This is a genomic window from Thauera butanivorans (genome assembly GCF_048398245.1).
In the GTDB taxonomy this organism is placed as follows: domain Bacteria; phylum Pseudomonadota; class Gammaproteobacteria; order Burkholderiales; family Rhodocyclaceae; genus Thauera; species Thauera butanivorans.
The window spans coordinates 88,093-108,563 of sequence record NZ_CP183038.1; the positions used below are offsets into that span (position 1 = coordinate 88,093).

Consider the following 20,471-nt stretch of genomic DNA (forward strand, 5'->3'; position numbering starts at 1 on the left):
AACAACAGCGTGAACTCGGACGCCCAACTGCGCTGCTCTCCGTCGGGCGCCGGTTACGCTGAACGTTGGGGCGCACCGGATGAAACACGCTGAGCAAGCCGAGAAGTACATAGAAGCGATAAGGGGGCTTGCAGTCTCTCTTGATCGGTTGTCGGGACCGTTCAGGACAGACATAGGCACAGACGAGGATCAGTTTTGCGACAAGTATTCTTCAGATCACTGGCGTCGAAATGCCTATGGAAATGCACTGGTTCGCTTACGTCAGTTGTCCGAGAATAACTTCCAGATCGTCGAAACAATTGGCTTGTTAGCAGTGGCTCGCTATGTCTTTGAGTTAAGCGTATGGCTTAGGCTCTTCGAGAAAGATGCGCGTTACTGCCTCGTCTATTACAAACAGCTATTGGAGACACAATTCCGCTACTACGAAGATACCTTGGCTCACATGCGCCAGGAGGTTACTTTGCTCAAGAGTTTTGAAGAATTGGATCGCCCTGTTTCACTGCAAGAGCGGAAAGACATTTCAGTTGTAGAGTATGGTGACATGGTGCGTCAAAACATGAGTCGCATAGACGCAATGGCGAGTCGGCACTTTTCCCTTTATCTTGAGGACGCAAAGACAAATGGGTATGGCTTTCAAGCATACCTTGTAGAGAAGAAGGCTATACCTTCGATTGAATCAGCAATAGACGAACTCAAAAATGAATTGCTTGAATTTGATAATCACGTCCAGACCGATGTTCGAGACCTTGCACGGCCGCGCTGGCAATGGCGCGGAATGTCAAAACTAGCCGGGATCGAGCATGAACATGATTACATTTACTCGTATGCCAGCAAGATCCTCCACGCTACACCCGCATCACTGACTACCAATCAGAAGAATCTCGAAATACAGGAGGTCTGTTTGTTCTTGCGGTACATCCACGTAAAGATATTGGAGATAGCTGATCTTGCGCATGGCCAACCTGAGTGCAGACTCCAAGTAGCGCCCCAACCCATCAATCCACCGGACGCTGCGCGATGAAGCCGCGCAGCGCCGGTGATTTCAAACGTTGGGCCTCTACTCACAATGTCTAGCGACCGTTCACTTCCAGTAAAACATGCAGTCGTCGGCGAAGATGTCATCGTCAACAAGCCGGAATCGTTCATGCACAATCGGCTTGGTGAAATATGGAAGGTTAAAGCCGATGGAGAGCGCCTCAAGATATCCGTATCTTTCGACGGCGAGATTTACAACTTCTATCGTGAAGAACTCAAACTGGCCTAATCACAAGAAAGGTAAGTGATGGATCATTTTGCATTTGGAGTCGTGTCGGTGGCGTTCGGAGTATTGTTCCCCGTAATGTATCTTGTTGGCTTTCAGGTTCGCCGTCTGGCAGCGTGGTCTAAGCGCACACCTGGGCCGACGGATCGCGTCGGTTTCTTCTTGCCCGTAGCTACGATCTTCGGCTTTGTAGTTGGTAGCTTTGCTCAACCGCTTTGGAACAAGGGCGTCGAGTGCAAGGCCGCTAGTCAGCCAATCGTCTCTTGTGTCTTCGTTCCAAAGTGACACGAGGCCCAACCCATCAATCCACCGGACCTGTGCGAAAAGCCGCGCAGTCCGGTGATTTCAAACTACAAGGGCTTCCCCATCTGTCAAGCAATAGCTTCCCCCGGCCCACAGAGTGGACGACGTTTCCCTTGCTGAACAACTTTCCCCCGAATGAGCTGCAGACAATGCAATAACAACAAGGTGCGGACTGGCCAGACTACAAACGGTCACTCTTGCAGCACTTCGATGGCTGAGGACCCTGATGAAGGACGCACGCGGGGAACCCATTCGTTAGCCGGCGCTCGTGCTGCCGCCCTTGAATTAATCGGTCACGCCCCGCGCAGGTCCGGGTTCCCGCGACGGCATCACCGATGCGGCCATACGCTGGGCTGGCAAGCCGTGCAATGGCGCGTGCTCGACAGCGCCCACCAGCAGCGCAATCTGGCTGAATACGAGGACTTCCTGGAGGTCGACTCCGTGCAAGTCGAAGCGCTGTGCCAAACTGTCACGCGACTGATCGCTGATGTGGAGCGACTTCTGGCGCAGGGTTGAAATCGGTCAGGCCGGCTTCGAGCTGGGCTTATCTATTATGACAATGTTAATAGAGATCATTCAATGCTTCGCACACAGCACTTGCACGACGCTTCCCTCCCACCCCCTCAAAATCACGGACTGCTTGGTTACAAGCATAAATCCTCAACTCCCGAAGAGCTTGAGTAGTTTCTTGAGAAGTGGGTTGACTATATTTAAGGGATCGACAAACTTTAATTGCGGCTGTCACATCCCCTTCTTTTTTTGGTTCCTGCAGTGCTTTTTTGCAAGCCTCCAAACGAACATCACCCAGCCTCTCTCCATCTTCCTTAACGGCTAGATCAGCTTTTTCTCTATCTGCCCCTCTTATGCCTTCAGGCTGAATCGTCTCACGCCGCGCACCCCCTTCAACAATCGCATTGTCAACTATGTTTAGTTGTTTAGCTGATTTTGCGGTTACAGGGCAAGGAAGGTCCGTATAAAACACTTTTCCACCATCATCAACACACTTATTTATTGCTACAGAAGGAAGAGGCAAAAAAGTTATCACAACCAAGAAAATTTTTACAGCATTCATATTCAATAACACTCTCATCAAATTCAATCAATAACGCATTCAATTAAAATGAATTCAATAAAGATTTTTATTACAACAATTTTCTTTTTATAAAATATAAAAACTTTCCACCTTATGGCCATCAGTATGGAAAAGTAACAAGCTTTCGATACAGAAGAGCGCATCTGTTCAATTATTCTTTTTTGTATGCATTCAGTGCACGCAGTACCGATAGCGATGCAGAGAGCTTCTTTAGAGTTTCCGACGCTTTGTCTGACTCATTAACATATATTTCGGCATTCTCCTTGATTTCTCTCAATGCATCACGGAGCTCAACCAGTTCGTCAAGAAAGCTTTCAGGCAATTCCGCAGTCAGCCACGAGCTCCCGCATTCCAAACATACCAGAGCGCGTCTAAACCACTGAATATCTGTATGATCTTTTTGATACCAACGTTGCTCAGACTCTTCACCAAGCGATGATGGATTAACTGCAGCACACACATTAATTGATTGACATGTAGGGCACCACTTTTTTGTACCCCCTTGAGCAACTCGACCCATCTCCCCTCCCAAGGTTACCGCAGCTACGCACTTAAAATTTGCCGTATAAAAAATCCGTTTCCGATTACACCACCACCTCGGCCAAACGCACGTGACATGCTCCACAATCGGGATAGGGGCGGCCAGATTACCTGGCCGACTCCTCCCACACTGGAAAGCGCCCGGCGCCGAGGGTGGGCGGTCGTTGACGGATACATCCTCCATTCTTACTATTGATTAAAAAGTAAGGAGATCGGGATGTCCGAAGCCACTTTGACCAGCAAAGGCCAGATCACCATTCCCGCCGATATCCGGCGCTCCCTGGGCGTCGGCGCACAGGATCGCATCACGTTTACGCTGATGCCTGATGGCACGGTGGTCTTGAGGGCCAAGACCAGGTCCGTTCAGGCGCTCAGGGGCATGTTGAAGCCTGCGCCCGGTGTCAGTGTTGCCGTCGAAGACATGAATCCGGGCAAGCCCTGATGGCAGCACTCGATACCAGCGTGCTGGTGCGCTGGCTGGTCGTGGATGACGCGGGACAGGCCGAGACCGTGGCGTCGATGTTCGACCAGTATTCGCGGGACAGAGCGCGATTGTTCGTGCCCGTCACGGTCGTGCTGGAACTCGAATGGGTGCTTCGCGCCTGCTACGGCTTCGACAAGGCGTCCGTGCTCGCTGCGCTGGATGCCTTGCTGGGAGTGGAAGAAATTGAGTTCCAGCACGAATCCGCAGTCGAGGTCGCGCTGTGGCATTACCGCCCCGGTGGGGCGCCGGATTTTGCCGACTGCGTGCATCTGGCTTTGGTCAGCGAGTCCGCGCGTGGCCCGCTGCTGAGCTTCGACAGGAGGGCCGCGAAGCTGGACGGGGTACGCCGTCTGTCTTGATGGGGAGAACAATGAAACCGGCGAGGCCGTACTTCTTCAGGAAGTCTGGCCTCGCCGGTGTTGCCGGGTCCGGATCAGCCGAACATGTCCGCGTAAATCCCCCGCGCCCACTCGAAGTCCTCGCCGACGGTCTCCGGCTTGCGTTCGTTGAAGTCGATCTGGGTCTGCTCGATGATGCCCATCGAATTGACCTTGTAGTCGAACTTCACCGAGATGGCTTCCTGCGGCTGGGTGCTGACCATCATGAAACACAGGTTGTCGGGCAGGCGGTAGCCCGGTTCGCGCTCGGCCTCGCGCTCGGCGATGTAGTGGGCGACGATGCGCGCGTGCTGGTTGGCGACGTGGCCGGCCTTGGGATAGAAGGAGAACTGCGGCGACACGTAGCCGACGGCGTCGCCGATCACGTACACGTCCTTGTCGTCCTCGGCGTGCAGGAACAGCGGATCGACCGCGGCCCAGCCGTCCGGCCCGCCCTGGAAGGACTGGCCGACCACGCCGGCTCTCCAGGCCAGATCGCCGGCCTGGTGCGGAGCCATCAGGATGGCGTGGTCGAAGTCGAAATCGCCGGCGGCGGTCTTGATGCGCTTGTTGAACGGGTCGACTTCCTTGACGTGGGCGTTCGGCACGTAGGTGACGATGTCCTTGTACAGCTCCTGGAAGGCGGCCTTGAAGCCGGGGCCGATGGGGCGCACGTCGTCCTTGTGGTCGAGGATGATGATCCGGGCATTGAGCTTCTTGGCCTTGAACAGCGAGGCGATCAGGCAGGCGCGCTCGTAGGGGCTGGGCGGGCAGCGCTGCGGCGGCGGCGGCAGGGTCATCACCAGGTCGCCGCCCTTGAAGTCGTGGATGGCCTGCTTGAGGTGGAAGTGCTCGGCGCTGGGGATGTAGGCCGCCGGGAAGCGCGCGCGGGTGGCTTCGGCCGCGCGGCGGTCGTTGCCGAACCAGGCTTCGTAGTTGTAGCGGATGCCGGGCGACAGGATCAGGTAGTCGTAGTCCAGCGCGCCCGCGGCAGTGACGACGCGCTTGGTGCCGCGCTCGATTTCGAGGATCTCGGTCTGGATGAAGCGGTAGCCGAGTTCCTCGGACACCTTCAGGTAGTCCTTGGTCAGGTACTGGGTGTCGACGACGTCCACCAGCCACTTGTTGCTCATCGGGCAGGAGAAGAAGTTCTGGTTGCGCTCCAGCAGCACCACTTCCAGGTGCGGTACCTGCTGGCGCAGGTATCGGGCGGCGGTGATGCCGCCCCAGCCGCCACCGCAGATGACCACCCGGCGCGCCTTGCCGCGCGGGAGCAGGGTTTCGCTGCTGCGGCCGACCAGCGGCGGCAGCGGGCGTTCGGTGCCTGCGCGCGGCACTGCCTGGGCCAGGCCGGGCGCTGCCAGCGCGGCGATGCCGCCGCTCGCCGCCAGGAAGCGGCGGCGTGAAGCATTGTGTCGATCAGTCATGGTGTTTCTCCCGATGATGGTTCAGCCGCTCCGGTGCGGGATGCCGCCGGGGCTTGATCGGCCGGGCGCGAAGGCCCGGCCTTGGGGTGGCGACCCGTGTCGCCGTACCGGACGGCCGATGTTCAGATCGGCCTGCATGTGTCCGGTCGCGCGGGCGGCATGGCTGCCGTCCGTGCGAATTCGTCGAAGCGATGCCGATCCGCGTGCCGGCTGCTTCAGTGCGCTTGCTGCGTGGTTCAGCGCGGCCTGGCCGCGAGTTCGTGGAGCTGGGCCGCGAAGCCGGCTTCGTCAGCCTGCCGCAGGCAGCGCAGGTCCAGCCACAAGGCCTGGTCGGCGATGTGGCCGATGACCGGCACCGGCAGCCCGCGCAAAGCTTTTTCCAGCCGGTTCAGCACGCCGCCCTTCCTGTGCGGGCGGCACACCAGGCCGGCGGACGGCAGGCGGTCGACCGGCAGGCTGCCGGAGCCGATCTGCGAGCGCATCGGCTCCGCGCTCACCGTCAGCGGCCAGTCCGCCAGCGCGGCGGCCAGCGCCGGGCGCAGGCGTTCGGCCTGGGCGAGGATGTCGGCCTGGCTGCGGGTCAGCAGGCGCAGGGTTTCGAGCCGCTCGGGCAGGCGCTCGGGGTCGCGGTACAGGCGCAGCACCGCTTCCAGCCCGGCGAGCGTGATCTTGCCCACGCGCAGCGCGCGCTTGAGCGGGTTCTTCTTGAGCTTCGCGATCAGCTCCTTGCGGCCGACCAGGATGCCGGCCTGCGGGCCGCCGAGCAGCTTGTCGCCGGAGAAGCTGACGAGGTCGGCGCCGGCGGCGATGGCTTCGCGCGGCGTCGGCTCGTGCGGCAGCCCCCAGGCTTCGAGGCCGGTCAGCGTGCCCGAACCCAGGTCCTCGACGAAGGGCAGGCCGCGGGCATGGGCGATGGCGGCGATTTCGGCCTGCGTCACCGACTTGGTGAAGCCCTCGATCGCGTAATTGCTGGTGTGCACCTTCATCAGCAGCGCGGTGCGCGGGCCGATGGCGTCCTCGTAATCGCGCGCGTGGCTGCGGTTGGTGCAGCCGATCTCGACCAGCCGCGCGCCGGCCCGCTTCATGATGTCGGGTATGCGGAAGGCGCCGCCGATCTCGACCAGTTCGCCGCGCGAGACGACGACTTCCTTGCGCTGGGCCAGCGTGTTCAGCAGCAGGAATACCGCCGCGGCGTTGTTGTTGACCACGGTGGCGGCCTCGCCGCCGGTCAGCTCGGCGAGCAGGTCGGACACGAGGTCGTCGCGGTCGCCGCGGCCGCCGGAGTCGATGTCGTATTCCAGCGCGCAGGGGTGGCGGGCGGCCTCGACCATCGCCGCGATGGCTCCCTCGGGCAGGGTTGCGCGGCCCAGGTTGGTGTGCAGCACGGTGCCGGTGAGGTTGAATACCCGGCGCAGCCGGGGCTGGCTGTCGCGGGCGATGCGCTGGCGGATTGCGTCGATCAGCGCAGGGAGTGCCGGCAGAGCTGCTGGTGTGCTGCCGTTCCTGGCCGCCCCGCGCACCGCGGCAAGTTCGCTGCGGATGGCTTCGGTGACGAACTGGCGGCCGTGGGCGGAAATTTCAGCGGTGATCGAGGGCTCGGCGAGCAGGCGGTCGACCGCGGGAAGGGAGGCGAGTGGGGATGTCGTCATGGCCTGGGCCCGAACCGGGCAACGAGGTCTATCGAAGATTGAAGCGTAGTCGATTCCGGGTTTCTTGGGTCGCACCGGTGGCCGGTGCTTCTGTCGGGTGATGGGCCGGCATTGCCGGCCCCGAACATCGTTGCCGTGCTCAGCCGTCCGCCCGGGATTCGGTGACGCCGCCCGGAATGAAAAGTGGATTCGGCCCGCTGCGCAAGTAGCCGGCTTCATCGACCAGGATGTCCAGTGCCAGCGTGGCGAGGTCGTCCGCCACCGGGTCGGCGCTCGCGTCCTTGTCGCGCAGCACCTGCTTCAGGTAGCTGTGGCAGTCGTCGCAGACTTCGGCGCGCACGGTGTCGCGGGTGGTGCCGCCCTCGGCTTCGAGCACGCGGTACGACACCTTGTCGGTTTCGCCGCAACTGCTGCAGTTGGCGCGCACCAGGTTCCATTCGGTGCTGCACAGCGAACAGTGCAGGTAGCGTGCGCCGGCGTATTGCCCGGCCTGGATCACGCTGGCCACCGGCAGGCTGCCGCAGCAGGGGCAGACGCCGGGCACGTCGAGCCGGGCCAGGCCGGCCAGCGCGGGCTGCGCGGCCATCCAGGCCCAGTACACCTGCAGCGCGGCGGCGATGAAGGGCAGGCGGGCGCTGTGCGCCGGGTCGTATTCGGTGCGCAGCACGCCGTCGGCCAGGCGTTCGAGTTCGGCCTCGCCGATCGCCGGCAGGCCGGCCAGTACCGGGCGCAGTACGTCGGGCGCATGCGGCAGCAGGCCGTCGGCCAGGGCGGCGAGATGCTGGCGCCAGACCCGGTCGCGCCGCCAGCCGTTGGCTGGCAGCACCGGCATGCCGTGCTCGCGCGCCCGTATGCGTTCGGCCTCGGATGGCAGGGGCACGGCCGGGTGGCTTTGCAGCAGCTCATGCTGGATGCGGCTCAGGCGGGCGAGAAAGGCCAGCCAGTCGCCCGAAGCGTGGCCGTCGGCCAGGCGTTCGAAGCGCGCGGCGCGGTCGGCGAACAGGCTTGCCGCCACGGGCTGCAGCACCGCGGGCGCTTCGAGCCCCTGCTGCAGATTGGCGCCAGTGGCGGTTTGGGGCAGGTTCATGTGCTTCCTCACAAGGCGCGGCGGGCGGGGCCCGGTCAAACCGGACGCCGCCCGCCGTGGGTCGGGGACAGGGCCGTTCAGTCCTTGCCCGTCATCTGGCGGTACCAGCCACGGTGGTGCTGCTTGGCCCAGGCACGGGTCACGGTGCCGTAGAGCATGGCGCGGATGGTGCCGCGCGTCCAGATCGCGGCATACACGTGCACGAAGATCAGGCCGATCATGAACGCGGCGGCGGCGGCATGCACCACCACCGCGGCGCGCACCAGCCCGACCGGGAAGTCGAACTGGCTGCGCCACATCACCACGCCCGAGACCGTGATCAGCACCATGCATAGCGTCAGCAGCCAGAACAGCAGCTTCTGGCCGCCGTTGTACTTGCCTTGCTCGGGCATGTCGTGGTCGTTGCCGTCCACCATCTTGCCGACCTTGGACAGCCAGTCCCAGTCCTTCCCGCCCATCAGGTTGAGGCTGGCGAAGCGGAAGAACATGATGACGAAGAACACCGCCATCACCACGCCGATCCAGGGGTGCAGGATGCGTGCCCAGGTGCCGCCGCCGAACAGGTTGACCAGTGGGAACAGCGCGGGGTGGAAGAAGGCCAGGCCGGACAGCGCGAGCAGGATGAAGCAGATGCCCACGATCCAGTGGTTGGCGCGCTCGGAGGCGTTGTAACGCCGCAGGTCACGCGGATTGCGGATCATTTTGCGTCCTCCTTTTCCATTTCCGCTTCGAGCTCCTTGGAGACCTCGTTCGGACCCTTCATGACGTAATGGAACAGGCTGCCGATGGCCGTGGCGCCCAGCGCGAGCAGGGCGAGCGGCTTGGCGACGCCCTTCCACAGCGCCACCGCCGGGCTGATCTGCGGGTTCTCCGGCAGGTCGGCGTACAGCGTCGGCTTGTCCGCATGGTGCAGCACGTACATGACGTGGGTGCCGCCGACGCCTTGCGGATCGTAGAGGCCGGCGTTCTGGTAGCCGCGATCCTTGAGGTCGTCGATGCGCGCCTCGGCGTAATGCACCATGTCCTCCTTGGCGCCGAACCTGATCGCGCCGGTCGGACAGGCCTTGGCACAGGCCGGTGCCTGGCCGACCGCGACGCGGTCGGAGCACAGCGAGCACTTGTAGGCCTTGTTGTCCGTCTTCGACAGCCGCGGGATGTCGAACGGACAGCCGGTGATGCAGTAGCCGCAGCCGATGCAGTTCTCCTGGTGGAAATCGACGATGCCGTTGGAGTACTGGATGATGGCGCCCGGCGAGGGACAGGCCTTCAGGCAGCCGGGGTCGGCGCAGTGCATGCAGCCGTCCTTGCGGATGAGCCATTCGAGCCTGCCGTTCTCCTCGACTTCGGTGAAGCGCATCAGCGTCCACGTCTTGTCGTCGAGATCCTGCGGGTTGTCGTAGATGCCGACGTTGTTGCCCACTTCCGGGCGGATGTCGTTCCACTCCATGCATGCCGCCTGGCAGGCCTTGCAGCCGATGCAGGCGGACACGTCGATGAGCTTGGCGACTTCGGTGGTTTCGCGCACCTTGGGCGTCTCGGTGGTGGTCGCCGAGCGCCGCGCGATGTCGAGCGATTGCAGTGCCATGTCACGCCTCCTGACGGGCCGTCCCGAAGGAGGCGTAGCCCCCTCGGGGGGCAACGAACACAGTGAGTGTGGGGGTACTCATCTCTGCCTCCCTCATGCCTTCTCGATGTCCACCAGGAACGCCTTGTACTCCGGCGTCTGGCTGTTGGCGTCGCCCACGAACGGCGTCAGGGTGTTGGTGATGTAGCCCGGTTTGGTCTCACCCTTGAAGCCGTAGTGCAGCGGGATGCCCACCGTATGGATCTTGCGGCCCTCCACCGTCAGCACCGGAATGCGCCGGGTCACCACCGCCACGGCCTTGATGTGGCCGCGGTTGGAGCGCACGGTGACGACGTCGCCCTTGCGGATGCCCTTCTCGGCGGCCAGTTCCTCGGAAATCTCGACGAAGTGCTCCGGCTGGAGGATCGCGTTGATCTTCGAGGTCTTGGTCCAGAAGTGGAAGTGCTCGGCCAGGCGGTAGGTGGTGGCGACGTAGGGGAACTCGTCGGCCTTGCCGAACAGCTCCATGTCGCCCTGGTACACCCGTGCCGCCGGGTTGCTGGCCACCGCGGGCACGTCCGGATGCATCGGGTTCTTGCCCAATGGCGTCTCGAACGGCTCGTAGTGCTCCGGGAAGGGCCCTTCCACCATGCCGGGCGCGAACAGGCGGGCAACGCCCTCGCCGGTCATGATGAAGGCGCCGACGCCCTCTTCCGGTGCCGCGTTGGGCCGCATGTCGGGCACGTCGTTGCCGCCCCAGGCCTTGCCGTTCCAGTGGATCAGGTTGCGGTTCGGATCCCACGGCTTGCCGTTGGCGTCGCAGGAGGCGCGGTTGTACAGGATGCGGCGGTTGGCCGGCCAGGCGAAGCCCCAGTTGAGCGACTGGCCGAGGCCGGTCGGATCGCTGTTGTCGCGCCGCGCGGTGAGGTTGCCGGCCTGCGACCACATGCCCGAATACAGCCAGTTCCCGCAGGCGGTGGAGCCGTCGGCACGCAGCACGGCGAAGCCCGCGACCTGTTCGCCGGCCTTCACCGTGACCTTGCCGCTGGCGTCGGCCAGGTCGCTGACCGCGTAGCCGCTGATCTCGCGCGCCAGCTCTTCCGCGGACGGATGGGTGGCGATGCGGTAGGGCCAATGCAGCTTCATCAACTGCTCGGGGAAGGCGCCGCCCTCGCTGGCGTACATCGCCCGCAGCCGGGTGAACAGCTGGCCGAGGATCTCGGTGTCCTCGCGCGTCTCGCCGGGGCCGTCGGCCGACTTCCAGTGCCACTGGATGACGCGGCTGGAGTTGGTGAAGCTGCCCTCGTGCTCGGCGAACAGCGCCGCCGGCAGGCGGAACACCTCGGTCTGGATCTGCGCCGGGTCGACCTTGTTCAACTCGCCGTGGTTCTTCCAGAACTCGGAAGTGTCGGTGGCCAGCGGGTCGATCACCACCAGGTACTTCAGCTTGGACAGCGCAGCCGAGACCTTGGCCTTGTTGGCGACCGAGGCCAGCGGGTTGAAGCCCTGGCAGGCGAAGCCGTTCATGCGGCCCTGGTGCATGCGTTCGAACATCGCCAGCACGTCGTAGGCGGTGTCCTGCTTGGGCAGCCAGTCGTAGCCGAAGCTGTTGCCGGCGGTGGCGTTCGGGCCGTAGAAGGCCTTCAGCAGGCTGACGAAGAACTTGGAGTAGTTGCTCCAGTAGTTCATCTGCCCCGGGCGCAGCATCTTCGGTGTGCGCTTGGCGATGAAGCTCTCCAGCGTCGGCTCGGCGTCGGTCGGCTCGTGCAGATAGCCCGGCAGGCTCTCGCCGAACAGGCACATGTCGGTGATGCCCTGCACGTTGGCGTGCCCGCGCAGTGCGTTGATGCCGCCGCCGGCCATGCCCATGTTGCCGAGCAGCAGCTGGATCATCGCCATCGTGCGGATGTTCTGCGAACCCACCGAGTGCTGCGTCCAGCCCAGCGCGTACAGGATGGTCATCGTGCGATCGGGCGCCGAGCATTCGGCGATCATCCCGCACACCTTCAGGAAGGCATCCTTCGGCGTGCCGGTGATGCGGCTGACGGTGTCGGCGTCGTAGCGGGCGAAGTGCTTCTTCATCAGCTGGAAGACGCAGTTCGGGTCCTGCAGCGTCGGGTCCACCCTGGCGTAGCCGTCCTCGCCCATCTGGTAGCTCCAGGTGGACTTGTCGTAGTTGCGCTTGTCGGCGTTGTAGCCGCTGAACAGGCCGTCCTCGAAACCGAAGTCGGGGTTGATCAGGAAAGGCGCATTGGTGTGCGTCTTCACGTACTCGTGCTGGATCTTGTCGTTTTCCAGCAGGTAGTGGATGACGCCCGACAGGAAGGCGATGTCCGAACCCGCGCGGATCGGCGCGTAATAGTCGGACACGGCCGCGGAGCGGGTGAAGCGGGGGTCGACGACGACCAGCCTGGCCTTGCGGCCCTGCTTCGCTTCCTGCACCCACTTGAAGCCGCAGATGTGGGCTTCGGCGGCGTTGCCACCCATGATCAGGACGAGGTCGGCATTCTTGATGTCGACCCAGTGGTTGGTCATCGAGCCGCGCCCGAAGGTCGGAGCCAGACTGGCTACCGTGGGAGCGTGTCAGATGCGTGCCTGGGTGTCGAATGCAACCGCGCCAAGGCCGCGCAAGACCTTGTGGGTGAGGTATCCTGGTTCGTTGGAGGCAGCGGAACTGGCGAGGAAACCGAAGGTGTTCCAGCGGTTGACCGTCAGGCCGGCTTCGTTCTTCTCGATGAAGTTGGCATCGCGGTCGGCCTTCATGTGCTTGGCGATGCGGTCGAAGGCTTCGTCCCAGGAAATGCGCTTCCACTCGTTGCTGCCGGGTTCGCGCACTTCGGGGTGGGTCAGGCGCAGCGGGCTGTGGACCATGTCCAGCAGGCCGGCGCCCTTCGGACAGAGGCTGCCCCGGTTGACCGGATTGTCCGGGTCGCCCTCGATGTGGAAAATCCGCGCCTTGGCGTTCTTCGACTTGTCGCCCATCGAGTAGACCAGCGTTCCACAGGATACGGAACAGTATGGACAGATGCTGCGTGTTTCAGTGGCGTGCGCGAGCTTGTACTGACGAACCTCGGCCAGTGCTGCGGTGGGCGCGAAACCCATCGTGGCCAGGCTCGATCCCGTCATGCCCGCCGCGCAGACCTTGAAGAATTCGCGTCTCGAGACGTTCATGGCTCCCTCCATCTTCGTTGGATTGCAGGGCTGTACCGGACAGCTTCTTCAATGGCAGCATAAAACCCTATGAAATACAAGACATAGGTTTACCCTATGCAAACAGGATTGCTCCAGAGGGGGGGTGTGCAGCGGGATGCCAGCGGTTTTTTTCGATGAAGGCGGCTTTCCGCGCCTTCGGCGCAGGACTGCAAACTATTGCACGGGCGCCGCACATTCCAGTTTGCCCAGCCTGCCGGGAATTGGATAGAAAGACATTCAGGCAAATATAACGATCGCCTTGCCATGGACCGATGAACGTCAGCCGTGGCCTGGCCCCCCGAGAGCGTGGCAATAAGCGGAATGTTCCAAGCAGGGCCTTTCTTTGTCTCGGACGTCGATCCGGGCTTGCTGCTGTACGGCAGCCACGACCCCTGGCTGGTTGCCCTGTCGGTGGCGGTGGCGATCCTTGCCGCCATCAGTGCGCTGCATGCGGCCGGTGTGGCACGGCGGGCGGCGGGCGGCGGGCGCACGGGAGCGTGCCCTGTTGATCGGCAGCGGTGCCGTTGCGCTGGGCGGGGGCATCTGGGCGATGCATTTCATCGGCATGCTGGCTTTCGATCTGTGCACGCCGGTGGGCTACTCGCGCCCGATCACCCTGCTGTCCATGCTGCCCGGTCTCGGTGCATCGCTGGTGGCGCTGGCCCTGCTGGCGCGTCCGCACCTGAGCATGCGGCAACTGGTCACTGGCGGCGTGCTCGTCGGCGCAGGCATCGGCACCATGCACTACAGCGGCATGGCGGCGATGGAGATGGCGCCGGACTTGCGTTACGACCCGGTGTGGTTCGGCCTGTCCATCGTCGTCGCGATATCGCTTGCCGTGCTCGCGCTCTGGCTGCGTTTCCGGCTGCGCCGCCTGCGGCGGCGCCTGTCCGTCGGGGCCAGCATCGTGATCAGCGGCACCGTGCTCGGTTTTGCCGTAGCCGGCATGCACTACACGGGCATGGCTGCGGCGCGCTTCGTCGGCACCGCGGTCGAAGGCGGCAGCGGTCCGGACACGGGCTTCGTCGCTGCCGCGGTGGCGCTGATCACGCTGGCGCTGACGGCGATCGTGGCGGTGGTCAACGGCCTGCTCCGCTACAAGCAGTTGTATCGGCAGATCGAGTCCAGGGAAGTGCGCCTCCAGGCGATCTTCGATACCGCGATCGACGGCATGGTGACGATCGACGAGCGCGGCATCATCCAGACCTTCAACCGCGCAGCGGAACAGCTGTTCGGCTGGCGGGCGGATGAAGTCATCGGCTGCAACGTCAACATGCTGATGCCCGAACCGCATCGGGGCCAGCACGACGGATACCTGGCGAACTATCTGAGTAGTGGTCAGACGCGCCCCGCCGGCGTGGGGCGCGAGGTGGTGGCGCAGCGCCGCGACGGTTCGCTGATGCCGATCCGGCTGGGCATCGGCCAAGCGAAGATACCGGGCGAATCCCTGTTCCTGGGCATCATCACCGACATCAGCCAGCGCAAGAGCATGGAGCAGGCCTTGCGGGCCAGCGAGGAGCAGCATCGAACCCTGCTGCGCAACATTCCGGGGATGTCGTTTCGCCGCCGGTTGGGCGAGGACCGTTCGACCCTGTTCGTGAGCGATGCGGTGGCCGGCCTGACCGGATGGGATGCGGCCGAATTCGTCGAGCGTGGCCGCAGCTATTGCGATCTCATCCATTCCGACGACCACGCCTGCCACGAGGCGGCGGTCGCTGCCGCCATCGAGGGCCGTGGCGATTACACGGTGGAGTACCGCCTGATCCATCGCGACGGACACCGGCTGTGGGTGTGGGAAAGCGCTTCGGTGGTGGCCGATGCGGACGGACGGCCCGCCTGGGTGGATGGCGTGGTGTTCGACATCAGCGAACGGCGGCGCATGGAGGAAGCCTTGCGCGAATCGCGCGACCGGGCCGAAGCTGCGGCGGCGAGCAAAACGGCTTTTCTGGCCAACATGAGCCATGAGATCCGTACGCCGATGAACGCCATTCTCGGTTTCACCGAGCTTTTGCTGGACACCCGCCTCGATTCGCTGCAGCAGCGCCACCTCGAAACGGTGCGGCGTTCGGCGCGCTCCTTGCTGGATCTGCTCAACGACATTCTCGACACCGCGAAGCTCGAACGCGGCGCGGTCGAGATCGAGAACGTGAGCTTCTCGCTGCGCGAACTGGTCGATCAGGTGGCGGCTTCGCTGACGCTCTCTGCCGAAGGCAAGGGGCTGACGCTGGAGACGGCCTACGATCCGGCACTGGGCGACTTCTTCGAAGGTGATCCGCTGCGGGTGCAGCAGATCCTGACCAATCTCGTCGGCAATGCGGTCAAGTTCACCGAGCAGGGTGGCGTGCGGATCGAAGTGGGCGGAGCGCCCGGCGCCTTGCGCATCGAGGTGGTGGACACCGGCATCGGTATCGCAGCGGATCGTCTGACGAAGATCTTCGAGCCTTTCGCACAGGCGGATGCGTCCACCAGCCGCCGTTTCGGCGGTACCGGGCTGGGCACGACCATCGCCCGTCAACTGGCCGAACTGATGCATGGCCGTCTGGACGCGGAAAGCGAGGCCGGCGTCGGCAGCCGCTTCATCGTCGAACTGCCCCTGTCCGCGGGCGAACCCGTCAGCGCCGAGCAGGAAACGGCGATGCCGCAATTGCCGCCGATGCACATCCTGGTCGCGGACGATGTGCCGCAGAACCTGGAATTGATGACCCTGGCCCTGAACCGCGCCGGGCATCGACTGGTGACAGCGAGCGATGGTGACGAAGCCGTCGCGGCCTTCCTGGCGGGCCGTTTCGACGTGGTGTTGATGGACATGCATATGCCGGTGAGCGATGGCCTGGAAGCGACCCGTCGCATCCGTGCCCATGAGCGTCTAAACGGTCTGGCACCGACGCCGGTGATCGCGCTGACCGCCAGCGTGCTCCACCAGGACCGGCTCGCCGCGCACGAGGCCGGGATGGACGGTTTCGCCTCCAAGCCGGTGGACATGCCGCGGCTGATGACGGAGATCGCCCGTGTCACCGGCCAGGCCGTTCCAGGCCGCACGTGCTCCGGGCGCAGCATCGAGGCCCGGCCCGGCGCCGTCATCGACTGGCAGTGCGGCATCGATCTATGGGGCAGCGCGGATGCCTTGTGCCGCGCGGCGCGCCACTTCATGGACGGCTATCGCGACAGCGCCGACACGCTGACGCAGCATGCGGCGGCGGCCGATTTCGACGCCGTTCGCCAGCTCGGCCATCGCCTGCGCGGCGCGGCGGCCAATCTGTGCCTGCCGGCCGTCAGCGGGCTTGCGGCGCGCATCGAGAACGATGCCGCGCATGGCCAGGGGCAGGCGCTGAGCGGATTGTGCGGCGAGCTGGGGCAGGCGCTGGCTGCCGTGGCCGACGAACTGGCCAGCCATGGCCGGCTGGGCGGCGGCAACGAAGCCCCTCCGGCGCGTGGCGCGGACGAAGACGTCGCCTCGCTGGCACGCGAGCTGGACGGCCAGCTCGCACATGGCGAGTTCGACGATGCGCTGGTCCGCCGCCTGCTCGACGGCTTGAACGCCGACGGGCATTCGACCCTGGCCGAGCGCATCGGCAAGGTCATCGACGACTTCGAATTCGACGCCGTGCAGACCATGCTGCGGACGCTCCAGGCTGGAATGCCGGACGCGAACACGGGACCATGACCATGCAGACCGCCCCCGATTGCCGCCCCAAGCTGTTGCTGGTGGATGACGAACCGACCAACCTGCAGGTGCTGCGCCACATCCTGCAGCAGGACTACCGCCTGCTGTATGCCAAGGATGGCCGGCGCGCGCTGGAGCTGGCCGCGAGCGAGCGGCCGGAGCTGATCCTGCTGGACGTCATGATGCCCGGCATCACCGGTCTGGAAACCTGCCGGCAGCTCAAGGCCGATGCCGCGACCGCTGCCATTCCGGTGATCTTCGTCACTGCGCTGGCCGATGCCAGGGATGAGGCGGAAGGCTTCGAGGCCGGCGCGGTGGACTACATCACCAAGCCGGTGAGCGCGCCCGTGGTGCGGGCACGTGTGCGCACCCATCTGTCCCTGGTGCGCATGGAAGAGCTGGCCAGCACGCGCCTGCAGATCGTGCAGCGGCTCGGACGGGCGGCCGAATTCAAGGACAACGAGACCGGCCTGCACGTGATCCGCATGAGCCACTATGCGCGCGTGCTGGCGCTGGCCGCCGGGCTGCCGCCGCGCATGGCGGAAGACATCCTGCACGCCGCGCCGATGCACGACATCGGCAAGATCGGCATTCCCGACGCGATCCTGCGCAAGGCGGGGCCGCTCGACGACGACGAATGGCGCATCATGCGCTCGCATTGCGAGATCGGCGCCCAGATCATCGGTGAGCCCGATTCCGAGCTGCTGGCGATGGCGCGCAGCATCGCGCTCACGCATCACGAGAGATGGGATGGCAGCGGCTACCCGAACAGCCTCGTGGGCGAAGCGATTCCGCTCGAAGGGCGCATCGTCGCCATCGCCGACGTATTCGATGCCTTGACCAGCGAGCGCCCCTACAAGCCGAGCTGGCCGGTGGACAAGGCCATCGGCGCGCTGCGCGAAGGCGCGGGTCGCCATTTCGATCCCGCGCTGGTGGAGCTGTTCATCGCCAGCCTGGACGAGATTCTGGAGATCAAGACCCGCTGGGCGGAGAGCGCCGCCGCCGGGGCGGCGCCCCCGCTTGTGCGGGTGGCATAGGCGGCACGGCTGGATCGGTTTCGTCCCGGAGCGCGATGCACTCTCCTTGGCGGTGAGAAATTCGGGCTAGCCGTGCTCTCTGGCGGCGTCCCCGGGCTGCCGGTGGGCGGCGACGCAGGACACCACGCTCAGCGACACCAGCGCGAAGGCCGAGATTTCCAGCACCGTCGGCAGCCGCTTCTCCCAGGCGAAGCCGTACAGCAGCGCGAACAGGGTCTCGAACAGGATCATCTGGCCGACGAGGGTCAGCGGCAGCAGGCGGCTCATGCGGTTCCACAGCGCGTTGCCGGCGATCGAGGCGAAGAAGGCCAGGCCGGCGGCGACGCCGGCGAGCCGGAGCCAGTCAGCGGCGGTGTGCGACGAAGCTTCGATCAGCGCGGCGAATGGCAGCAGCCCGAGCGTCAGCGCGCCTGTGACGACGCCCGTCAGCAGATTCCAGTCGTGGGCGGTGATGCGTTGCAGCCGCGCCAGCCAGCGGCTGTTGGCGACGGCGAACCATGTCCACGTCGCCAGCGCGCCCAGCGCGCACAGCAGTCCGGCGATCTGCCGATCGGTGGAACCCGAGGCCGGCGCCGCCAGCGCCTGCCAGCTGATGCACAGCGCGCCCGCGCCGCAGAAGACGAGCGAAAGGCCGAGCTTGCGCAGCGGCACCGCGCCCGCGTCGCGGCTGCCGATGATCGTCACCGCCACCGGCAGAAAGCCGATCACCAGCGAAGTCGTGGCGATGCCGCCGAGCTGCACCGCGGTGGACAGCAGCGTGTAGTAGGCAATGTTGCCGACCAGGGCCAGGCTGCCAACGCCGATCCATTCGCGCCGCGTCAGTCCCGGCAGCACGGTGTGCCGCCGCGGCGCCAGCAGCGCGGCGGACAGCAAGCCGTAGAACAAGTAGCGGCCGAAGCTCAGGTGCAGCGGACTGAAGTCGCCGACGAGTTCGGGCGCCAGGAACACCAGGCCCCACAATGCGCCGGCCCCGGCACCGCACAGGATTCCGATCGTGGTTTGCGAACCGCCCGGCATGTCTGCTTCCCTTGTCTGGTGAAGACGACAGGCTAGGCATCCGCGCAGGGCGGGTCTTGTCGAAAGCTGCCGGGTTTTGGGCTCAGGCTCCTGCCGCCCGCCGGCGATAGGCCGCGGGCGTCATGCCGCAGGCCTTGCGTACCGCGCGGGTCAGCGCGCTCTGGTCGGAAAAGCCCGCGCGCAGGGCGATTTCGGCGATGGGCAGGTCGGTCGTCGCCAGCCAGCGCAGCACCTGTTCCAGCCGGCGTTCGGCCAGCCAGGCATGCGGCGTGGTGCCGAGTTCCTCGCGGAACACCGCGTGCAGGCGGCTGGTGCTCAGTCTCGCCCGTGCCGCCATGTCGGCGACCGTCCAGCCGAACGTGGGTTCGGTGCCCATGGCTGCAAGCAGTCCGGCCAGGCGGGAAACCGGCCGGGGCGGCGCCTCGGCGAGCGCATCGAGCAGCAGCGGCGTCCACAGCGCCGTCTTGCGGGCCGGTGCGCCGCCTGCCAGCGAGGCCGCCATGTAGTCGATCAGATGCGCCGCGGCCGGCGTGACGGTGACGAAACGGCGTGCCGCCAGGCTCTCCACCGTCTGCGCGGCGGGGAGGTCGACCACCAGGAAACGGTTCGGCTGGCGGCTTTCCTGCGCATGGCGCGTCCCTGCCGGCACGTAGGCAGCCTGCGACCGGTCGAGCCGCGCGCCCCGCCCTTCGAGTTCGATGTCGAGCGAGCCGGCGAGCGGCAGCACGAGCTGGACGAAGCCGTGGGCATGGGCGTGGCCGTCCGTGCCGTAGCTTCGGATCGAGATCGCAGGCGGCGGGGTGTCGGCTTCGTTCTGGTTCATCGCTGGTGATGTCCCGAGTGAGGCGCGCATCGGGATGGCGGCGGCAGTATGTATCGTGTTCCGGGCGGAGGACAACCGCAGCGGCGCCAGCCGCCCTGCAAGCCGTCGATGTTCGGCGCCTGCACGTTTCCTCGAGCGGGAACAGCGCCTAACATGTGCGCCTTGGTCGCGGCCGGCGCACGTTCCGCGTCGTGGCACAAGCCGTTCGACCTGAAAGGAGCCATTCATCATGACCCGGACCGCATCCGCCCCTTCCATTCTCATCGTCGGCGCATCGCGAGGCATCGGCCTTGGCCTGGTGCGTGAATACCTGTCCCGCGGATGGCGGGTCATCGCCACCGAGCGCAAGCCTTCCCCCGAGTCTGCGCTGGGCCGTCTGGCGCAGGAATCGGCAGGCGCATTGCGCGTCGAAGCGATCGACATCGACCAGCCGGAACAGATCGCTGCCTTGTCGGAGCGCCTGCAAGGCACGTCGCTCGACGTCCTGCTCGTCAATGCCGGCGTGATCGACAGCCCCCGGTTGCCCATCGGCGAGGTCGGCACCGAAGAATTCGTGCGCCTGATGCTCACCAATGCCTTGAGTCCCCTGCGTGTCATCGAAGCACTGGCCGAGTGGGTCAAGCCCCGGGGCAGCATCGCCGCGATGTCGTCGGGGCTGGGCAGCATCGCCGGCAATACCGACGGCGGTTCCGAGCTGTACCGCGCCAGCAAGGCCGCGCTGAACATGCTGCTGCGCAGCTACAGCGCCCGCGCCGGCGGCGAGCGCACCGTGCTGGCATTGATGCCGGGCTGGGTTCGCACCGACATGGGCGGCCCGGATGCGGCGATCAGCGTGGAAGAAAGCGCGAAAGGGCTGGCCGACACCATTGCCCGGCAAGAAGGCTCGCGCGGCACCGTATTCGTCGATTACCGGAACACGCCGATCGCCTGGTAGGCTGGCGATGGCGCGGGCG

General features: G+C 64.5%; 18 protein-coding genes. 8 read left to right on the forward strand and 10 right to left on the reverse strand.

Going from position 1 to position 20,471, the window contains the following annotated elements; genetic code table 11:
* Positions 1–79 precede the first annotated feature (79 nt).
* From ACNQFN_RS00385 to ACNQFN_RS00395, 3 genes are all read left to right on the forward strand, one after another.
* Positions 80–1,021, forward strand: coding sequence for a hypothetical protein (locus ACNQFN_RS00385; RefSeq protein WP_418647668.1), 942 nt, complete (start codon positions 80–82; stop codon positions 1,019–1,021).
* A 45-nt stretch (positions 1,022–1,066) separates the two neighbouring features.
* Positions 1,067–1,264 carry a hypothetical protein gene (locus ACNQFN_RS00390; RefSeq protein ID WP_418647669.1) on the forward strand — a complete coding sequence of 66 codons (198 nt, stop codon included), beginning with the start codon at positions 1,067–1,069 and terminating at the stop codon, positions 1,262–1,264.
* Between the two features lie 675 nt (positions 1,265–1,939).
* A complete protein-coding gene (locus ACNQFN_RS00395) occupies positions 1,940–2,080 on the forward strand; it encodes a hypothetical protein (protein WP_418647670.1) in 141 nt (46 codons plus the stop codon).
* A gap of 46 nt (positions 2,081–2,126) precedes the next feature.
* On the opposite strand, the gene ACNQFN_RS00400 is transcribed toward ACNQFN_RS00395, so the two are convergent.
* Both ACNQFN_RS00400 and ACNQFN_RS00405 read right to left on the reverse strand, forming a co-directional pair.
* The gene (locus tag ACNQFN_RS00400; protein WP_418647671.1) at positions 2,127–2,654 is read right to left on the reverse strand and encodes a DUF4124 domain-containing protein; all 528 of its coding nucleotides are present in this window, start codon (positions 2,652–2,654) and stop codon (positions 2,127–2,129) included.
* 154 nt (positions 2,655–2,808) lie between these two features.
* Positions 2,809–3,177, reverse strand: a complete 369-nt coding sequence (locus tag ACNQFN_RS00405) for a hypothetical protein (RefSeq protein ID WP_418647672.1) — start codon at positions 3,175–3,177, stop codon at positions 2,809–2,811.
* A 237-nt stretch (positions 3,178–3,414) separates the two neighbouring features.
* On the opposite strand from ACNQFN_RS00405, the gene ACNQFN_RS00410 reads away from it, so the two are divergent.
* Both ACNQFN_RS00410 and ACNQFN_RS00415 read left to right on the forward strand, forming a co-directional pair.
* A complete protein-coding gene (locus ACNQFN_RS00410; RefSeq protein ID WP_068637221.1) occupies positions 3,415–3,639 on the forward strand; it encodes an AbrB/MazE/SpoVT family DNA-binding domain-containing protein in 225 nt (74 codons plus the stop codon).
* Entirely contained in the window at positions 3,639–4,040 is a 402-nt protein-coding gene (locus tag ACNQFN_RS00415) for a type II toxin-antitoxin system VapC family toxin (protein WP_418647673.1), read from the forward strand. The genes ACNQFN_RS00410 and ACNQFN_RS00415 overlap by 1 nt, the downstream gene beginning before the upstream one ends.
* 74 nt (positions 4,041–4,114) lie before the next feature.
* Here the strand turns inward: ACNQFN_RS00415 and ACNQFN_RS00420 are convergent, their stop codons facing one another.
* The 6 genes from ACNQFN_RS00420 to fdnG form a co-directional block, all read right to left on the reverse strand.
* Positions 4,115–5,485, reverse strand: coding sequence for an FAD-dependent oxidoreductase (locus ACNQFN_RS00420; protein WP_418647674.1), 1,371 nt, complete (start codon positions 5,483–5,485; stop codon positions 4,115–4,117).
* 236 nt (positions 5,486–5,721) lie between these two features.
* Positions 5,722–7,134, reverse strand: coding sequence for an L-seryl-tRNA(Sec) selenium transferase (selA, locus tag ACNQFN_RS00425; protein WP_418647675.1), 1,413 nt, complete (start codon positions 7,132–7,134; stop codon positions 5,722–5,724).
* A gap of 139 nt (positions 7,135–7,273) precedes the next feature.
* Complete coding sequence (fdhE, locus tag ACNQFN_RS00430; RefSeq protein WP_068637217.1) at positions 7,274–8,221, reverse strand: formate dehydrogenase accessory protein FdhE; 948 nt, start codon at positions 8,219–8,221, stop codon at positions 7,274–7,276.
* Positions 8,222–8,298: 77 nt separating this feature from the next.
* Positions 8,299–8,922 carry a formate dehydrogenase subunit gamma gene (locus ACNQFN_RS00435; protein ID WP_418647676.1) on the reverse strand — a complete coding sequence of 208 codons (624 nt, stop codon included), beginning with the start codon at positions 8,920–8,922 and terminating at the stop codon, positions 8,299–8,301.
* Positions 8,919–9,806 (reverse strand): formate dehydrogenase subunit beta, encoded by an 888-nt coding sequence (gene fdxH, locus ACNQFN_RS00440; RefSeq protein WP_068637215.1) that lies wholly within the window; start codon positions 9,804–9,806, stop codon positions 8,919–8,921. Before fdxH ends, ACNQFN_RS00435 begins: the two co-directional genes overlap by 4 nt.
* Before the next feature lie 93 nt (positions 9,807–9,899).
* On the reverse strand, positions 9,900–12,956 hold the full coding sequence (gene fdnG, locus ACNQFN_RS00445) for a formate dehydrogenase-N subunit alpha (RefSeq protein ID WP_418647677.1): 3,057 nt from the start codon (positions 12,954–12,956) through the stop codon (positions 9,900–9,902).
* A gap of 469 nt (positions 12,957–13,425) precedes the next feature.
* Here fdnG and ACNQFN_RS00450 point away from each other — a divergent pair, with 469 nt between their 5' ends.
* Together ACNQFN_RS00450 and ACNQFN_RS00455 are read left to right on the forward strand one after the other, a co-directional pair.
* Positions 13,426–16,641: a PAS domain S-box protein gene (locus ACNQFN_RS00450; RefSeq protein ID WP_418647678.1), complete on the forward strand. Its 3,216-nt coding sequence runs from the start codon at positions 13,426–13,428 to the stop codon at positions 16,639–16,641.
* Entirely contained in the window at positions 16,638–17,678 is a 1,041-nt protein-coding gene (locus ACNQFN_RS00455) for an HD-GYP domain-containing protein (RefSeq protein WP_418647679.1), read from the forward strand. The genes ACNQFN_RS00450 and ACNQFN_RS00455 overlap by 4 nt, the downstream gene beginning before the upstream one ends.
* 66 nt (positions 17,679–17,744) lie before the next feature.
* Here ACNQFN_RS00455 and ACNQFN_RS00460 read toward each other — a convergent pair whose 3' ends face one another.
* On the reverse strand, positions 17,745–18,695 hold the full coding sequence (locus ACNQFN_RS00460) for a DMT family transporter (RefSeq protein ID WP_418647680.1): 951 nt from the start codon (positions 18,693–18,695) through the stop codon (positions 17,745–17,747).
* A gap of 82 nt (positions 18,696–18,777) precedes the next feature.
* Positions 18,778–19,518: an AraC family transcriptional regulator gene (locus ACNQFN_RS00465; protein ID WP_418647681.1), complete on the reverse strand. Its 741-nt coding sequence runs from the start codon at positions 19,516–19,518 to the stop codon at positions 18,778–18,780.
* A 229-nt stretch (positions 19,519–19,747) separates the two neighbouring features.
* Here ACNQFN_RS00465 and ACNQFN_RS00470 point away from each other — a divergent pair, with 229 nt between their 5' ends.
* On the forward strand, positions 19,748–20,452 hold the full coding sequence (locus tag ACNQFN_RS00470; protein WP_418647682.1) for an SDR family NAD(P)-dependent oxidoreductase: 705 nt from the start codon (positions 19,748–19,750) through the stop codon (positions 20,450–20,452).
* Positions 20,453–20,471: the final 19 nt, after the last annotated feature.

Coding starts and splice junctions, on each gene's coding strand:
- ACNQFN_RS00415 (WP_418647673.1), top strand. CDS start 3,639: ATGGCAGCACTCGATACCAGCGTGCTGGTGCGCTGGCTGGTCGTGGAT.
- ACNQFN_RS00400 (WP_418647671.1), bottom strand. CDS start 2,654: ATGAGAGTGTTATTGAATATGAATGCTGTAAAAATTTTCTTGGTTGTG.
- fdhE (WP_068637217.1), bottom strand. CDS start 8,221: ATGAACCTGCCCCAAACCGCCACTGGCGCCAATCTGCAGCAGGGGCTC.
- ACNQFN_RS00435 (WP_418647676.1), bottom strand. CDS start 8,922: ATGATCCGCAATCCGCGTGACCTGCGGCGTTACAACGCCTCCGAGCGC.
- ACNQFN_RS00390 (WP_418647669.1), top strand. CDS start 1,067: ATGTCTAGCGACCGTTCACTTCCAGTAAAACATGCAGTCGTCGGCGAA.
- ACNQFN_RS00450 (WP_418647678.1), top strand. CDS start 13,426: ATGCGGCCGGTGTGGCACGGCGGGCGGCGGGCGGCGGGCGCACGGGAG.
- ACNQFN_RS00385 (WP_418647668.1), top strand. CDS start 80: ATGAAACACGCTGAGCAAGCCGAGAAGTACATAGAAGCGATAAGGGGG.
- ACNQFN_RS00465 (WP_418647681.1), bottom strand. CDS start 19,518: ATGAACCAGAACGAAGCCGACACCCCGCCGCCTGCGATCTCGATCCGA.
- selA (WP_418647675.1), bottom strand. CDS start 7,134: ATGACGACATCCCCACTCGCCTCCCTTCCCGCGGTCGACCGCCTGCTC.
- ACNQFN_RS00405 (WP_418647672.1), bottom strand. CDS start 3,177: ATGGGTCGAGTTGCTCAAGGGGGTACAAAAAAGTGGTGCCCTACATGT.
- ACNQFN_RS00470 (WP_418647682.1), top strand. CDS start 19,748: ATGACCCGGACCGCATCCGCCCCTTCCATTCTCATCGTCGGCGCATCG.
- ACNQFN_RS00410 (WP_068637221.1), top strand. CDS start 3,415: ATGTCCGAAGCCACTTTGACCAGCAAAGGCCAGATCACCATTCCCGCC.
- ACNQFN_RS00460 (WP_418647680.1), bottom strand. CDS start 18,695: ATGCCGGGCGGTTCGCAAACCACGATCGGAATCCTGTGCGGTGCCGGG.
- ACNQFN_RS00420 (WP_418647674.1), bottom strand. CDS start 5,485: ATGACTGATCGACACAATGCTTCACGCCGCCGCTTCCTGGCGGCGAGC.
- ACNQFN_RS00455 (WP_418647679.1), top strand. CDS start 16,638: ATGACCATGCAGACCGCCCCCGATTGCCGCCCCAAGCTGTTGCTGGTG.
- fdxH (WP_068637215.1), bottom strand. CDS start 9,806: ATGGCACTGCAATCGCTCGACATCGCGCGGCGCTCGGCGACCACCACC.